This is a genomic window from Piscinibacter sp. HJYY11 (assembly GCF_016735515.1).
In the GTDB taxonomy this organism is placed as follows: domain Bacteria; phylum Pseudomonadota; class Gammaproteobacteria; order Burkholderiales; family Burkholderiaceae_C; genus Rhizobacter.
On sequence record NZ_JAERQZ010000001.1, the window covers coordinates 2,975,820 to 2,991,077 of the forward strand.

Sequence of the window (15,258 nt, forward strand, 5' to 3'; positions counted from 1 at the left end):
AAAAAGAAAAACGGCGCCCCAAGGGACGCCGCTTTCAATCGAAGAGAAAGAACGCTCAGCGAGTAGCTGCTTTCAACTTCAAGCGCCATGCATGCAGCAGCGGCTCCGTGTAGCCACTCGGCTGTTCCTTGCCCTTGAAGACGAGGTCGAGCGCGGCCTGGTACGCCATCGAGGTCTTCGCGTTGCCTGCGAGCTTCTTGTAGAGCGGGTCGCCGGCGTTCTGCTTGTCGACCACTGCCGCCATGCGCTCGAAGGTCTCGCGCACCTGCTTCTCGGTCACGACCTTGTGCTCCAGCCAGTTGGCGATGTGCTGGCTGCTGATGCGCAGCGTGGCGCGGTCTTCCATCAGGCCGACGTTGTGGATGTCGGGCACCTTGGAGCAGCCCACGCCCTGGTCGATCCAGCGCACCACGTAGCCGAGGATGCCCTGCACGTTGTTGTCGAGTTCCTGCTGGCGCTCGGCGGCAGACCAGTTGGCCTCCTTCACCACCGGCACCTGCAGCAGGCCCTTGAGCAGCTCGTCGCGCATCTCGTCGGCGTCGGTCTTCTCCAGTTGCTTCTGCACGTCGCTCACCTTCACTTGGTGATAGTGCAGCGCGTGCAGCGTGGCGGCGGTCGGGCTCGGCACCCAGGCGGTGTTGGCGCCAGCCTTGGGGTGAACGATCTTCTGCTCGAGCATGGCGGCCATCAGGTCGGGCATGGCCCACATGCCCTTGCCGATCTGCGCGCGGCCACGCAGGCCCATGCCGAGGCCGACGAGCACGTTGCTCTTCTCGTAGGCCTGGATCCAGGCGCTGGTCTTCATGTCGCCCTTGCGCATCATCGGGCCGGCCAGCATGGCGGTGTGCATCTCGTCGCCGGTGCGGTCGAGGAAGCCGGTGTTGATGAAGGCGACGCGCGACGCAGCGGCGGCGATGCAGGCCTTGAGGTTGACGCTGGTGCGGCGCTCCTCGTCCATGATGCCGAGCTTCACGGTGCTGTCGGGCAGACCGAGCAGTTCTTCCACGCGCGAGAAGAGCTCGGCGGCGAAGCCCACTTCGGCCGGGCCGTGCATCTTCGGCTTCACGATGTAGACGCTGCCGGTGCGCGAGTTGCGGATCTTCTTGTTGCCGGTGCGCTTGAGGTCGTGCAGCGCGATCGTGGTCGTGATGACGGCGTCCATGATGCCTTCTGGGATTTCCTTCCCGTCACCGTAGAGGATCGCCGGGTTGGTCATCAGGTGGCCCACGTTGCGCACGAAGAGCAGCGAGCGGCCATGCAGCACGACCTCGCCCTTGCCCTTGGGCGCGGTGTACACGCGGTCTTCGTTGAGGCCGCGGGTGAAGGTCTTGCCACCCTTGCTCACCTCTTCGGTCAGCGTGCCCTTCAGGATGCCGAGCCAGTTGGTGTAGGCGAGCAGCTTGTCTTCGGCGTCGACGGCGGCGACCGAGTCTTCGAGGTCGAGGATGGTCGAGAGCGCGGCTTCGAGCACCAGGTCGCTCACGCCGGCCGGATCGGTCTTGCCGATCGGGGTGTTGCGGTCGATGCGGATGTCGATGTGCAGGCCGTTGTGCTGCAGCAGCACCGATGAGGGCGACTTCGCGTCACCTTGATAGCCGACGAACTGGTCCTTCTCTTCGAGGCCGGTGGTCTTGCCGTTCTTGAGCGTGACGACGAGCTTGCCGTCTTCCACGGCGTAGCCCACGGAGTCGATGTGCGAGCCCTTCTTCAGCGGCGCGGTGCGGTCGAGCACATGGCGCGCGTACTCGATGACCTTGGCGCCACGCACCGGGTTGTAGGCGCCAGCGCGCTCGGCGCCGCCCTTCTCGCTGATGGCATCGGTGCCGTACAGCGCGTCGTACAGCGAGCCCCAGCGGGCGTTGGCAGCGTTGAGGGCATAACGCGCATTCAGGATGGGCACCACCAGCTGCGGGCCGGCCTGGACGGCGAGCTCGGCGTCGACGTTCTTCGTCGTGGCCTTGGCCTTCTTGGGCGGGGGCACGAGGTAGCCGATCTTCTCGAGGTGGGCGCGGTAGGCCTTCATGTCGGTGATCGGGCCGGGGTTGGCGGTGTGCCACTTGTCCATTTCCGACTGCAGGCGGTCGCGCTCGGCGAGCAGCGCGATGTTCTTCGGCGCAAGGTCGCGCACGATGGCATCGAAGCCCTTCCAGAAGTCGGCCGCGGCGACGCCCGTGCCGGGCAGCACCTGGGTTTCGATGAAGCGGTGCAGTGCGGAATCGACCTGCAGGCCGTGGACGGTGGTGCGTGCGGACATGTGCCCTCTCCTTTTATGTGCAGTGCAAAAAAGACGAAAGAGCGCAATCTATTCGATCTCGCCAGAGAGAGTAAGTAGCGCACAAGTTCGGGATTCATGACTTGGAAGGAGGTAATCTCCGGCCTCCCATGGACAAGCTCAAGCAACTCGAATCCTTCGTCGCCGTGGCCGCCAAGGGCAGCCTCACCGCGGCGGCCGCGGCCGAAGGCATCGCCCCGGCGGTGGTGGGCCGGCGCATCGATGCACTGGAGGAACGGCTCGGCGTGAAGCTTCTGGTGCGCACCACCCGGCGCATCACGCTGACCCACGAAGGCAGCGCCTTCCTCGAAGACTGCCAGCGCCTGCTGGCCGATCTGGCCACGGCCGAGGCAAGCGTCAGCGCGGGTGGCGTGAAAGCCAGTGGCTACTTACGCATCACTGCGCCGGCCGGTTTCGGCCGCCGCCACGTGGCCCCGCTGGTGCCCGGCTTCGTGGCCCAGCACCCGGATGTGAACGTCTCCCTGAACCTGTCGGACCGCGTGGTCGACATCGTCAACGAGGGCTACGACTGCGCCGTGCGCGTGGGCGACCTGCCGGAAAGCAGCCTCGTCAGCGTGCGGCTGGCCGACAACCGGAGGCTCTGCGTCGCGTCACCGAAGTACCTGGCCCGCGCCGGCACGCCCCAGCACCCGAACGACCTGGCTCACCACGACTGCCTGACCCTGAGCACCGAGGCCAGCCAGACCCGCGGCTGGGCCTTCACGCTCGACGGCGAGGTCGACCACCTGCGCCTGACCGGCAGCCTCTCGTGCAACGACGGCCAGGTGCTGCACGACTGGTGCCTCGCCGGCCTGGGCCTCGCGTGGCGCTCGACCTGGGAAGTGGAAAGCCACCTCGCGAGCGGCGATCTCGTCAGCGTGCTCGACGACTACGCCGCGCCGCCCAACGGCATCTACGCCGTCTTCGCGCAACGCAAGCACCTGCCGCTGCGCGTGCGCCTCTGGGTCGACCACCTCAAGCAGACGTATGGCGACGCGGCCTACTGGAAGGCGGCGACGGCGCCATGAAAAACGCCCGGTGGAACCGGGCGTTTGACCAGAGGCTGTCGACTTACTTCGAGAGGCACTCTTTCATGAAGGCCTGGCGCTCGCCAGTGGGCTTGCCCGTCTTCTTGAAGTCGGCGCTGCAGGTCTTCATCTTGTTCTGCTGCGCGGTCTTGCCGTCGCTGTCTTTCTTGAGGCACTCGGACATGAAGGCCTTGCGCTCGTCGCCCTTCTTGTCGCCGGCTTCCTTGTTGCACGTCGTCATCTTGCTCTGCTGCGCCGTGGGCTTCTTGGCGTCATCGGCTGCGTGAGCAGAGGTGGCGAGGCCGGCCAGGGCCAGGGCGATCGCGCTGAGAAGTGTCTTCATGGTGTGGTCCTTCCCGGAGGGGTGTTTGACGAGGGGTTCGCCGGGTCGGATTGAAGCACTGCCCCTTGCGCCCAGCAATGGCTACAACGCAACAACGCGTCGTGGGGCTGACGCAGATCAGAGAATGCGCCGCGGGTGCGCGAGCGCTTCGTGCGCGACATGCAGGCGGCGCACCAACACGCGGATGAAGGCTTCGTCGAACAGGTGCCGGCAGTTCGGGCTGACCTGCGCCAATGTCTCCGGTGTGAACGAGATGGTGGTCGCCGGGTCGGTGACGATCACGTTGGTGCTGTGCTTGCGCAGCTCCGGGCTGGGCGCGAGGTAGGCCATCTCGCCCACCGAGGTGCCCGAGCCGAGTTGCGCGACCTTCTCGCCATCGCGGTACACCTCCACCTCGCCCTGGGCAATGATGTGGAAGGTGTTGCCTTCTTCGCCCTTGCTGTAGAGCGCGTGGCCGAAGGGGAAGCGCTGCCACTTCGCGCGGTGCACCACTTCCCAGAGTTCGACGTCGCCGAAGTTGGAGAAGAAGTCGAGGCTGCGCAAGAGGTTGAATCGCTCGGAGTCGAGCACGCCCTGCAGGTGGCCGCGCGGCACCTGCTGCGTGGTGATCAGGCTGGACAGAGCCTGGGCGAAATCGTCCCAGCTCGCATAGCGGTCCTCGGGGCGCTTGGCCACGGCCGACAGGATCACGCTGTCGACGCCAGCCCCCACGCCCGAGCGCAGGCTGCTCAGCAGCGTGGGCTCGGCGCTGTAGATCTGGTTCATCATGGCCGACTGCGAGGTCGAGTCGAAGAGCGGCCGGCCGGCGATCAGGTGGTAGAGCACCGCGCCGAGCGAATACATGTCGGCGCGGCAGTCGAGCTGGTTGCCGTCGAGCTGCTCGGGCGACATGTACGCCAGCGACCCCACGCGGTAGACCTGCGTCGTCTCGCTCGCCATGTTGAGCGCGCTGCCGAAGTCACTGATCTTCACGTCGGTGATGTGGCCGTTGTTGATGACGGCCAAGAGGTTGGCCGGCTTCACGTCGCGGTGGATCAGGCCCTGGCGGTACACGTAGCCGAGCGCCATCGCGCACTTGAAGCCGATTTCGACGATGAGCTCGAGCGGCAGCAGCTGGTCGGCGCGGCAGTAGGGGCGCAGCGTCGTGCCGTTGACGTACTCCATCACGAGGTACGAGTCGGCCGGGTCGACGACCGCGTCGTAGATCTGCACGACGTTCGGGTGCTTGAGGCGGCCGACGAGGGCGGCCTCGGCGGCAAAGAAGCGCTCGAAGTAGCGGCCGTCAGTCGGGTCGTTGGTCGCACCGGCGCGCACGCGCTTGATGGCGACGTCGCGCTGGTGGAAGTCGTCACGCGCGAGGAAGACTTCGCTGGTGGCGCCTTCGCCGAGCCGGCGCAAGACCGGGTACTTGCCGATCTGCGTTGGCAAGGGCAGGCCGGCAAACCCGCTGGGGGTGACGGAGACCGGCGTGAACGAGGGCGAGAACGAGGACATGCGAACTGACATCTTGGCACCGGCGCCAAGGCCCTGCTTGCCAAATTGAGCACAAAACGTCGTCCATTTCGCCGCAGCCCCAGACGCATCGAGCGGGCTCTTGTGCAGTGCAAGACGAGGGGAGGCGCCACTTAGAATCCGCCGATGATCCAAGCCAAACAGGAGCTGCTGGCCGCCCTGGCCGAAGCGCTCGCCGAACTTGCGCCCGGCACGGCCGTGCCCGCGGCTTTCGAGTCGCCCAAGCAAGCCGCCCACGGCGACCTCGCCTGCACCGCCGCGATGCAGCTGGCCAAGCCGCTGAAGAAGAACCCGCGCGAGTTCGCGCAAGCGCTGATCGCTGCACTGCAGCAGCGACCCGCGGTGCAACGATGGGTCGACGCAATGGAGATCGCCGGCCCCGGCTTCATCAACCTGCGCCTGAAGGCCTCTGCCAAGCAGGCCATCGTGCCGCAGGTGCTGCGTGAGGCCGAGGCCTTCGGCCGCAAGGCGGCCAACGGGCAGAAGCTGATGGTCGAGTTCGTCTCGGCCAACCCGACCGGCCCGCTGCACGTGGGCCATGCGCGCCAGGGCGCCCTCGGCGATTCGATCAGCCACCTCTTCGAGACGCAGGGCTGGAAGGTGCAGCGCGAGTTCTATTACAACGACGCGGGTGTGCAGATCGCGACACTCGCGACCTCGACGCAGGCGCGCATCAAGGGCCTCAAGCCCGGTGACGCCGAGTGGCCCGAGAACGCCTACAACGGCGACTACATCGCCGACGTCGCGGCCGACTACCTCGCCAAGAAGACCATCAAGGCCGACGACCGCGAATTCACCGCCTCGGGCGACCCGGACGACCTCGACAACATCCGCCAGTTCGCCGTGGCCTACCTGCGCCACGAGCAGGACCTGGACCTGCAGGCCTTCGGCGTGAAGTTCGACCACTACTTCCTCGAGTCGAGCCTGTATAGCTCGGGCAAGGTCGAGGCGACGGTGAAGAAGCTGATCGATGCCGGCAAGACCTACGAACACGAAGGCGCGCTGTGGCTCAAGACCACCGACGACGGCGACGACAAGGACCGCGTGATGCGCAAGTCGGACGGCTCGTACACCTACTTCGTTCCCGACGTGGCCTACCACGTGAGCAAGTGGGAGCGCGGCTTCACCAAGGTGATCAACTGCCAGGGCACCGACCACTACGGCACCATCGCCCGCGTGCGCGCAGGCCTGCAGGGCATGGGCGTGGGCATCCCCAAGGGCTACCCCGACTACGTGCTCAACACCATGGTGCGCGTGGTGCGCGACGGCGCGGAAGTGAAGATCAGCAAGCGCGCCGGCAGCTACGTGACGCTGCGCGACCTGATCGAGTGGACGAGCCGCGATGCGGTGCGCTTCTTCCTCATCAGCCGCAAGGCCGACACCGAGTTCACCTTCGACGTGGACCTGGCGCTCAAGCAGAACGACGAGAATCCGGTGTTCTACGTGCAGTACGCGCATGCGCGCATCTGCTCGGTGCTCGCACAGCGTGCGAACGAGAACCTGGCGCAGGCCGACGTCGCGCTGCTCACTGCACCGACCGAAGTCGCGCTGATGCAGAAGCTCGCCGAATACCCCGAGATGCTCGAGCGTGCCGCCAACGACCTGGCCCCGCACGACGTCGCCTTCTACCTGCGGGACGTGGCGGGAAGCTTCCACAGCTACTATGCCGCCGAGCGTTTCCTGCTCGACGACAACGCCGACCTGACCCGCGCACGCCTCGCGCTGCTGGCGGCCACGCGCCAGGTGCTGCGCAACGGCCTCGCCCTGCTCGGCGTGAGCGCGCCCGACAAGATGTGATGGAGACCGAATGAAGAAGAAGCTTTCTCCCGGCACGCCCGGCCGCCAGCGCGGCAGCTTCGTGCTCGGCCTGATCGTCGGCCTCCTGGTCGGCCTCGCGCTTGCGCTCGGCGTGGCGCTCTACATCGCCAAGGTGCCGGTGCCCTTCGTCAACAAGGTTCCGCAGCGCACGGCCGAGCAAGACGCCGCCGAGGCCGAGAAGAACAAGAACTGGGACCCGAACAGTTCGCTCTACAGCAAGGTGCCCCCTCGCCAGGGCGGCAGCTCCAGCGGCGTGGTGAGCCCGCCGCCGGCCGGCTCGGGCGTGCTGCCACCCGGTGGCTTGCCGAGCACCGATGGCGCAACGAAGCCCGACCCGGCCGCCATCCTGTCGGGCAAGACGCCGCCCGAAGCGTCCACCAAACCAGGCAGCGATGCGTTGAGCTACTTCGTGCAGGCCGGCGCTTTCGGCCGTGTCGAAGATGCCGAGGCCCAGCGCGCGAAGCTCGCGATGTCGGGCTACCAGGCCAAGGTCACCGAGCGCGAGCAATCCGGCCGCACGGTCTACCGCGTGCGGCTCGGGCCGTTCGACAAGAAGGAAGAGGCCGCGCAAGTGAAGGAAAAGCTCGAAAGCACCGGTGTGGAGTCGGCGCTGGTCCAGGTCCAGAAATGACCTGCAGCAACGAAGCAGACATGAAGGTTTGAACCAATCGAGGCCCAGCGCACTCACAACCCCGCACGTCACACCCCGTCCCTCCCAACCCCACCCACACACCACATGAACCGTCGCGACTTCTCTGCCCACCTGATGGGCCTGGGGCTCGGTGCCACCGCCCTGTCGGCCAGCCTGCCGGCGCTCGCCCAGGACAAGCCGATCGAAGGCAAGCATTACATCCGCCTGGGCAATGCGGCACCGGTGAGCGCGCCCGCGGGCAAGCTCGAGGTCATCGAGTTCTTTTGGTACAACTGCCCGCACTGCGCGGCCTTCGAGCCCAACCTCGACGCCTGGCAGAAGAAGCTGCCGGCCGACGTGGCGTTCCGCCGGGTGCCGGTGGCCTTCCGCGAGATGTACGCGCCGCAGCAGCAGCTCTTCTACGCGATCGAGGCGCTGGGCAAGGTCGAGGCGCTGCACCGCAAGGTCTTCTACTCCATCCACAACGAGCGCCAGCCGCTGGAGAAGCCCGAGCAGATGGTCGCCTTCATGGAAAAGAACGGCGTGCCCAAGGCGCAGTTCCTGGAAGTCTTCAACTCCTTCGCAGTGCAGACCAAGGCCAAGCAGGCCACCCGCCTGGCCGACGCCTACAAGATCGACGGCGTGCCCGCGATGGGCATCCACGGCAAGTTCTTCACCTCGGGCACCATCGCCGGCACCCCGGAAAAGGCGCTCCTGGTGACCGACCACCTGCTGCAGACCCTGCGCAAGGGCTGACCAAGGCCCACTGAAAGGCCGCTGGGAAGCGGCCTTTTTTCCTCTGACTTTCCCTTGGGATCGGGGTCTTCACGCCCGATCTGTGGCTAGAATGGTCTGCAAGTTTCATGCCGCCATGAGCCATTTTTCATCCCCCTTATTGGTCATCTCCTCGCTCCGCCGCTGGTGGATCGGGGTCTTGCTGCTGTGCAGCATCGTCTTGCCCGTGCAGGCCGAGAAGGCCGACCGCTACAAGAAGATGGAGGTCGAGTCCGACCAGCCGGGCAAGGTCGACCTGCAGAACCAGATCGTCGTCTTCAACGGCAACGTGGTCGTGAGCAAGGGCACGATGGCCATCCGCGCCGGCCGCATCGAGGTGCGCGAGACGCCCGACGGCTACCACCAGGCCACTGCCATCGGCACCCCGGGCACGCTAGCCACCTTCCGCCAGAAGCGGGAGGGCGTCGACGAGTACATCGAGGGCGAAGCCGAGAAGCTCGAATACGACAGCAAGGCCGACACCATCCGCTTCAGCGGCAAGGCCTCGGTCAAGCGCCTGCGCGGCAAGACCGTCGCCGACGAGGTGACCGGCGCGCTGATCACCTACGACAACACCGCCGAGCTCTTCACCGTGGCCGGCGGCACCTCGGCCGCCACGCCGGCCAACCCGACCGGCCGCGTGCGCGCCGTGCTGTCGCCACGCCAGGACAGCCCCGCAGCGGCCGAAGCCGCATCGGCCGTGCCCCCGGCTGTGCCCCCAGGAGCGCGGCGTTGAACGCGGCCGCCGCGACACCCGAGCACCACCCGAGCCAGCTGGAAGCGACCGGGCTGCAGAAGACCTACGGCGCCCGCAAGGTCGTGAAGGACGTGCGCCTGGGCGTGCGCAGCGGCGAGGTGGTGGGCCTGCTGGGCCCCAATGGCGCCGGCAAGACCACGAGCTTCTACATGATCGTCGGCCTGGTGCGGGCCGATGCCGGCCAGATCACCATCGACGGCGAGCGCATCGAGCGCCTGCCCATCCACCAGCGCTCGCGCATGGGGCTGAGCTACCTGCCGCAGGAAGCGTCGATCTTCCGCAAGCTCACCGTCGAGGAAAACATCCGCGCGGTGCTCGAGCTGCAGCACGGGCCGGACGGCAAGTCCTTGCCGAAGGCCACCATCGACCAGCTGCTCACGAGCCTGCTCAACGACCTGAGCATCGAAAAACTGCGCGAGAGCCCGGCACCCGCGCTCTCGGGCGGCGAGCGGCGGCGTGTCGAGATCGCCCGCGCACTCGCCACGCAGCCGCGCTTCATCCTGCTCGACGAGCCCTTCGCGGGCGTCGACCCGATCGCGGTGCTGGAGATCCAGCGCATCATCGGCTTCCTCAAGGCACGTGGCATCGGCGTGCTGATCACCGACCACAACGTGCGCGAGACGCTGGGCATCTGCGACCGCGCCTACATCATCAGCGAGGGCCGGGTGTTGGCCGAGGGAACACCAACGGAGATCGTCGAGAACGCCGACGTCCGCAAGGTCTACCTCGGAGAACACTTCCGGATGTAGGGCATGAGCATGAAGCCGTCCCTGCAGGTTCGCCTCTCCCAGCATCTCGCGCTGACGCCGCAGCTTCAGCAGTCCATCCGGCTGCTGCAGCTGTCGACGCTCGAGTTGCACCAGGAAGTCGAGCAGATGCTCGAAGCCAACCCCTTCCTCGAAATGGAAGAGGACGCCGGCCCGATCTTCGAACCGATGACCGAGCGCCTGACGGCCTCTGAGCAGGCGGGCGAGCGGGAGACCGAACGCGCCACCGAGGTCGACAGCGCCGGCAGCGACGAGGCCCCCGGGGTCGACAGCGTCGAGCTCGGCGCGACCGAGCGCGAGGACTGGGAAAACGGCACCGAGGCCGACGACTTCGACGGCATCCGCGAGCAGCCGAGCGCCAGTTCGTCGAGCCACAACGACAACGACGACTTCGACCCGCACGAGCGCAACAGCGTCGGCGAGAGCCTGCAGGACCACCTGCACCGCCAGCTGCTGGGCATGCGCCTCTCGGGCGAAGACACGGCGGCGGTGAAGGTGCTGATCGAGTCGCTCAACGACGACGGCTACCTCGACGACCCGCTGGAAGACATCGCCGCGAGCCTGGCCGGCGATGACGAGGAAGCGCGCGAGGAGCTGCTCGAGCGCCTGCGCTGCGCGCTCAAGTGGCTGCAGAACATGGAGCCGCTCGGCGTGGGCGCGCGCGACCTCTCCGAATGCCTCACGCTGCAGCTGCGTGCGATGGAGCGCTGCGAGGCGCAGATGATCGCCATCCTCATCTGCAAGCAGCACCTGGAGCTGCTCGCCCGGCGCGACATGAAAAAGCTCATGGCCGCCACCGGCGCCGACGACGAGCTCATCAAGGAGGCGCAGGCCCTGATCGTGATGTGCGAGCCCAAGCCGGGCCGCCAGTTCGCACGCGCCGAGGCCAACATCATCGTGCCCGACGTGATCGTGCAGAAGGCGGGCCGCAACTGGAAGGTGGTGCTCAACCCCGAGGTGATGCCCAAGCTGCGCATCAACGACCTCTACGCGCAGGCGATCCGCGGCAACCGCGGCGCGGGCGGCGCGAACGGCGCCTTGAGCTCGCGCCTGCAGGAGGCGCGCTGGTTCATGAAGAACATCCAGCAGCGCTTCGACACCATCCAGCGCGTCTCGCAGGCGATCGTCGAGCGCCAGAAGAGCTTCTTCACGCACGGCGAGATCGCGATGAAGCCGCTGGTGCTGCGCGAGATCGCCGACGAACTCGGCCTGCACGAGTCGACCATCTCGCGCGTGACCACCGCCAAGTACATGGCAACCATGTTCGGCACCTTCGAGCTCAAGTACTTCTTCGGCTCCTCGCTCAACACCGAAGCCGGCGGCAATGCGTCGAGCACGGCGGTGCGCGCGCTCATCAAGCAGCTCGTCGCCGCCGAAGACCCGGCCAAGCCGCTGTCGGACAGCCAGCTCTCCAAGATGCTCGAAGAGCAGGGCATCCAGGTGGCCCGCCGCACGGTGGCCAAGTACCGCGAAGCGCTGCGCATCGCGCCGGCCAACCTGCGCAAGGCGATGTAGTGGCACTGCCCCTGTTCCTGCCGTGTGCGGCCGGGGTCGAGCCGCTGCTGGCCGACGAGGTGACGCGCATCCTGCCGGGCCGCACGGTTCACGTGGGCCGGGGTGGCGTGGGCGTCGACGGCGACCCCGCCGACGTGATGGCGCTCAACCTGGAGAGCCGCCTCGCGCAGCGTGTGCTCGCCGAGGTGGCCTCCGGCCCCTACTTCCACGAAGACGACATCTATGCGCTGGCACGCAGCGTCGACTGGACGCAGTGGATCACGCCGCAGCACACGCTGCGTGTCGACACCACCGCGCACCGCAGCCCGCTGCGCAGCCTCAACTTCGTCGCCCTGCGCGTGAAAGACGCGGTGTGCGACGTGCTGCGCGACGCGACCGGCGAGCGCCCGAGCGTCGACACCCGCCACCCCGACCTGCCGCTCTCGCTGCACCTCGGCGAGACACACGCCTCGGTCTACGTCGACACCTCCGGCGAGGCGCTCTTCAAGCGCGGCTGGCGCGAAGACAAGGGCGAGGCCCCGCTCAAGGAAACACTCGCCGCCGCCATGCTCGCGGCCGCCGGCTGGCAGGGCACGCCCGAAGCGGGCGGCGCGCTGCACGACCCCTGCTGCGGCTCGGGCACGATCGCCATCGAAGCCGCGCAGATCGCCTGTGGCGTGGCGCCCGGCCTGAAGCGCCGCTTCGCCTTCGAGCGCCTGCTGCCCTTTGCCGACCCCGACAGCCGCGCGCAGTGGCAGCGGCTCAAGAGCTACGCGCAGTCGCGCATCCATGCGAGCGCTGTGCCCATCTTTGCGAGCGACGTGTCCTTCCGCATGGTCGACTTCGCGCGGCGCAACGCACAGCGCGCGGGGGTGGAGCACGCCATCCAGTTCAACGGCGGTGATGCGCTGGAGCGGCCGGCGCCGCAACTGCCCGAAGACCTCGCCGGCACGCTGATGGTCAACCCGCCCTACGGCGAGCGCATCGATGTGTCGGGCAAGGCCGCCCGCCCCTCGATGCAGGAGCGCCCCGACGACAACCGCGCCGCGCCCGACGATTTCTTCCCGCGCCTGTCGGCCCACTGGAAGCGCGCCTACACGCAGCACCCTGCTGGCTGGACCGCCTGGGTGCTCAGCCCCGACATGAAGCTGCCGAGCGCGATGCGCCTGAAGGAGTCGCGCCGCGTGCCGATGTGGAACGGCCCGATCGAATGCCGCCTGTTCCGCTTCGAGCTCGTGGCCGGCTCGGCACGCGCTCAGTGATGTGACGGCAGGCTGAAGAAGAAGGTCGCGCCCTGCTGGCGCCCGGCCTGCGCCCACAGGCGCCCGCCATGCCGCTCGACGATGCGCTTGACGATGCTCAGGCCCACGCCGTGCCCCGGGAAGCGCTGGCCGTGCAATCGATGGAAGGGTTGGAAGAGCCGCTCGGCCTCGGCCGCGTCGAAGCCCACGCCGTTGTCGCGCACGAAGCAGACCTGCTCGCCTTCCTGCACGAAGGCGCCCACCTCCACCTGCGGCGGCTGCGCCTCGCGGCTGAACTTGAGGGCGTTGCCGAGCAGGTTCACGTACACCTGCCGCAGCAGGCCGGGGTCGGCCTCCACGGTGGGCAGCGGGCCCACGTTCACCGGCAGCGGCCTGCCATCGGGCTGGGCGAGGCGGATCTGCTCCAGCGTGTCCTGCACGAAGGTGTGCAGGTCGATGGGCTGGAGGGCAAGCTGGGCATCGTTGACGCGCGCCAGCGCCAGCAGGTCGTTCACCAGCTGGCCCGACGAATCGGCCTGGCTGGTGATGACCGACAGCAGGCGCTCGACGGTCGCGAGGTCGTGGCGGCCGAGGGCCTCGCTCGCCAGGCGAGACACGCCGGCGATCCCGCCGAGCGGCCCGCGCAGGTCGTGCGAGACGCTGCGGTTGAAGCTCTCGAGCCCCGCCACCATCTCGCGCAGTTCGGCGGTGCGCTGCGCCACGCGCTGCTCCAGCGTCTCGTTGAGCGACTGCAGCGCCGCTTCGGCCTGCTGGCGGCGCAGCAGCTCCTGCGCGGCGCGCCGCTGGGCGCGCAGCAGGCCGGTGGTGAGCACCGTGGTGCCGCTCACCACCACCGGCACGATCACCGCATAGCGCAAGGACGAGACCTCGATCAGGCCCATCCACGCGGCCACCAGCACGCCCGGGTACAGCATCATCGCGAGGAACACCAGCCCGTGGCCATGGCCCGGCTCTCGCCGCGCCGCCCACAGCGCCAGCAGCCCCTGGAACGCGAGAAAGCCCGCAAAGCCGGTGAACATGCCGAGCCGCCCCACCCAGCCCAGCCAGGCCACGGCCAGCAGCGCCAGCGTCACTGCCGACGCCAGCAGCGTGATGCGCCTTGCCGCCAGCTCCGGCACGTTGACGTAGCGCACGAAGCCCACGGTGAAGAGCAGCACGGCGAGCAAGGCGCCGACGCGCGCCTGCGAGTGGGCTTGGTCGCCCGCGGGTTGCAGGTGCCGGTCGAACGCATAGATCACGCAGATCAGCAGGTAGCTGATGGCGAAGCAGGCCGACCAGGGCTCACGCTGGCGGCGCCACACCACGAAGTGCAGCACGGCCAGCATGCCGGTCGTGAGCGCACCCGCCAGGGCGTAGACCTCGTTCGTCTGCATCGCTTCAGTGAACGCCGGAAACCGACAGCCGGTGCTTAGGGCTAACCAGCAGCGGCAGGGGCCGCGCCCCGCCGCTGCCGAGCCAGCCACACGAGCGTGCCGGCGAGCACCGCCAGCGGCAGCAGCGTGCCGATGTTCATCCACGTCCAGCCACCGGTGGTGACGAGTGCGCCGGAGCCGAAGGCGGTGAGCGCCATGGTGATGTAGACCCAGAAGTCCATCGCGGCCTGCGCGGTGGTGCGCTCCTCAGGCCGGTAGGCCTCGGTGAAAAGCGTGGTGCCGCCGACGTAGAGGAAGTTCCAGCCCACGCCGAGCAGCAGCAGGGCGCTGATGAAGTGCATCAGGTCCACGCCCGAGAGCGCGATGGCCACGCACACGAGGTTGAGCACGAGGCCTGCCACCAGGATGGGCATCACGCCGTAGCGCTTGATCAGGCTGCCGGTGAAGAAGCTCGGCACGAACATGCCGAGCACGTGCCACTCGAGCACCAGCGCGGCGCTGGAGAAGGGATGCTTGCACTGCGCCATCGCGATCGGCGTGGCCGTCATCAGGAGGCTCATCACGCCGTAGCCGAGCGCGCACGCCATCACCGCGACGATGAACACCGGCTGGCGTGCGATCTCGCGCAGGGGCCGTCCGGGGTGCGCGGCGCTGGGCACCGGCAAGGGAGGGAACGGGATGAAGGAGATCACCACGAGCGCCATCACCGCCACCACGACCAGTGCGGCATAGGCGCCGGCAAAGGGCACGGGCAGCACGTCGCGCGTGAGGTTCGCGAGCTGCGGCCCCACCACGCCGCCGAGGATGCCGCCCGCCAGCACCCAGGAGATCGCGCGCTCCTTGAACGCCGGGGTGACGAGCTCGGTGGCCGCGAAGCGGTAGAGGCCCGCACTCGCGTTGTAGTAGCCCGCGATCACCGTGCCGGCCACCAGCCACCAGAACTGGCGCTCCACCGCCGCCCAGGCGCACAGCGCGGTCGAGGCCATGGCCACCAGCAGGCTCAGCTGGAAGGCGCGCCGCCGGCCCCAGGCGCGGTGGTGGCGTGCCACGAGCCCGGTGAAGAGCGCACCGCCGGCCACGTAGCCCATCACCGGCAGCGTGGCCAGCCACACGTTGGGCGCGAGCTGCAGGCCGACGAGGCCGTTGATCGCGATGAAGGTGACGTTGTTGATCAGCAGGAAACCCTGGCAGAGCGTGAGCCACAGGAGGGACGCATTCATGGGCAGT

13 protein-coding genes are annotated in these 15,258 nt (G+C 67.8%); 8 read left to right on the forward strand and 5 right to left on the reverse strand.

Annotated elements, in window-relative coordinates:
• Positions 1-55: 55 nt before the first annotated feature.
• Positions 56-2,254 carry a malate synthase G gene (locus JI745_RS13780; RefSeq protein ID WP_201807691.1) on the reverse strand — a complete coding sequence of 733 codons (2,199 nt, stop codon included), beginning with the start codon at positions 2,252-2,254 and terminating at the stop codon, positions 56-58.
• Positions 2,255-2,382: 128 nt separating this feature from the next.
• Between JI745_RS13780 and JI745_RS13785 the strand changes: the two genes are divergently transcribed.
• Complete coding sequence (locus JI745_RS13785; protein ID WP_201807694.1) at positions 2,383-3,300, forward strand: LysR family transcriptional regulator; 918 nt, start codon at positions 2,383-2,385, stop codon at positions 3,298-3,300.
• A gap of 43 nt (positions 3,301-3,343) precedes the next feature.
• Here JI745_RS13785 and JI745_RS13790 read toward each other — a convergent pair whose 3' ends face one another.
• Entirely contained in the window at positions 3,344-3,643 is a 300-nt protein-coding gene (locus JI745_RS13790) for a PsiF family protein (protein ID WP_201807697.1), read from the reverse strand.
• 117 nt (positions 3,644-3,760) lie between these two features.
• Positions 3,761-5,137: a serine/threonine-protein kinase gene (locus JI745_RS13795; RefSeq protein WP_201807707.1), complete on the reverse strand. Its 1,377-nt coding sequence runs from the start codon at positions 5,135-5,137 to the stop codon at positions 3,761-3,763.
• 144 nt (positions 5,138-5,281) lie between these two features.
• On the opposite strand from JI745_RS13795, the gene argS reads away from it, so the two are divergent.
• The 7 genes from argS (at position 5,282) to JI745_RS13830 (ending at position 12,658) form a co-directional block, all read left to right on the forward strand.
• A complete protein-coding gene (gene argS / locus JI745_RS13800) occupies positions 5,282-6,952 on the forward strand; it encodes an arginine--tRNA ligase (protein ID WP_201807718.1) in 1,671 nt (556 codons plus the stop codon).
• 10 nt (positions 6,953-6,962) lie between these two features.
• Positions 6,963-7,604 carry an SPOR domain-containing protein gene (locus tag JI745_RS13805; protein ID WP_201807721.1) on the forward strand — a complete coding sequence of 214 codons (642 nt, stop codon included), beginning with the start codon at positions 6,963-6,965 and terminating at the stop codon, positions 7,602-7,604.
• Positions 7,605-7,709: 105 nt separating this feature from the next.
• Entirely contained in the window at positions 7,710-8,360 is a 651-nt protein-coding gene (locus tag JI745_RS13810) for a thiol:disulfide interchange protein DsbA/DsbL (RefSeq protein WP_201807723.1), read from the forward strand.
• Positions 8,361-8,538: 178 nt separating this feature from the next.
• Complete coding sequence (gene lptA / locus JI745_RS13815) at positions 8,539-9,114, forward strand: lipopolysaccharide transport periplasmic protein LptA (RefSeq protein WP_236674989.1); 576 nt, start codon at positions 8,539-8,541, stop codon at positions 9,112-9,114.
• Positions 9,111-9,884, forward strand: a complete 774-nt coding sequence (gene lptB, locus JI745_RS13820; RefSeq protein WP_201807742.1) for an LPS export ABC transporter ATP-binding protein — start codon at positions 9,111-9,113, stop codon at positions 9,882-9,884. The genes lptA and lptB overlap by 4 nt, the downstream gene beginning before the upstream one ends.
• 9 nt (positions 9,885-9,893) lie before the next feature.
• A complete protein-coding gene (locus JI745_RS13825) occupies positions 9,894-11,417 on the forward strand; it encodes an RNA polymerase factor sigma-54 (protein WP_201812542.1) in 1,524 nt (507 codons plus the stop codon).
• Entirely contained in the window at positions 11,417-12,658 is a 1,242-nt protein-coding gene (locus JI745_RS13830) for a class I SAM-dependent RNA methyltransferase (RefSeq protein WP_201807744.1), read from the forward strand. Before JI745_RS13825 ends, JI745_RS13830 begins: the two co-directional genes overlap by 1 nt.
• On the opposite strand, the gene JI745_RS13835 is transcribed toward JI745_RS13830, so the two are convergent.
• Together JI745_RS13835 and JI745_RS13840 are read right to left on the reverse strand one after the other, a co-directional pair.
• On the reverse strand, positions 12,652-14,031 hold the full coding sequence (locus JI745_RS13835) for an ATP-binding protein (RefSeq protein ID WP_201807746.1): 1,380 nt from the start codon (positions 14,029-14,031) through the stop codon (positions 12,652-12,654). The two genes, JI745_RS13830 and JI745_RS13835, sit on opposite strands and share 7 nt — an antisense overlap.
• Positions 14,032-14,072: 41 nt before the next feature.
• Complete coding sequence (locus tag JI745_RS13840) at positions 14,073-15,251, reverse strand: MFS transporter (protein WP_201807748.1); 1,179 nt, start codon at positions 15,249-15,251, stop codon at positions 14,073-14,075.
• Positions 15,252-15,258 lie beyond the last annotated feature (7 nt).

What these genes read in the sequence shown, in the direction of transcription:
- JI745_RS13780 (WP_201807691.1), bottom strand. Translation starts at nt 2,254, where the DNA reads ATGTCCGCACGCACCACCGTCCACGGCCTGCAGGTCGATTCCGCACTG.
- JI745_RS13785 (WP_201807694.1), top strand. Translation starts at nt 2,383, where the DNA reads ATGGACAAGCTCAAGCAACTCGAATCCTTCGTCGCCGTGGCCGCCAAG.
- JI745_RS13790 (WP_201807697.1), bottom strand. Translation starts at nt 3,643, where the DNA reads ATGAAGACACTTCTCAGCGCGATCGCCCTGGCCCTGGCCGGCCTCGCC.
- JI745_RS13795 (WP_201807707.1), bottom strand. Translation starts at nt 5,137, where the DNA reads ATGTCCTCGTTCTCGCCCTCGTTCACGCCGGTCTCCGTCACCCCCAGC.
- argS (WP_201807718.1), top strand. Translation starts at nt 5,282, where the DNA reads ATGATCCAAGCCAAACAGGAGCTGCTGGCCGCCCTGGCCGAAGCGCTC.
- JI745_RS13805 (WP_201807721.1), top strand. Translation starts at nt 6,963, where the DNA reads ATGAAGAAGAAGCTTTCTCCCGGCACGCCCGGCCGCCAGCGCGGCAGC.
- JI745_RS13810 (WP_201807723.1), top strand. Translation starts at nt 7,710, where the DNA reads ATGAACCGTCGCGACTTCTCTGCCCACCTGATGGGCCTGGGGCTCGGT.
- JI745_RS13825 (WP_201812542.1), top strand. Translation starts at nt 9,894, where the DNA reads ATGAAGCCGTCCCTGCAGGTTCGCCTCTCCCAGCATCTCGCGCTGACG.
- JI745_RS13835 (WP_201807746.1), bottom strand. Translation starts at nt 14,031, where the DNA reads ATGCAGACGAACGAGGTCTACGCCCTGGCGGGTGCGCTCACGACCGGC.
- JI745_RS13840 (WP_201807748.1), bottom strand. Translation starts at nt 15,251, where the DNA reads ATGAATGCGTCCCTCCTGTGGCTCACGCTCTGCCAGGGTTTCCTGCTG.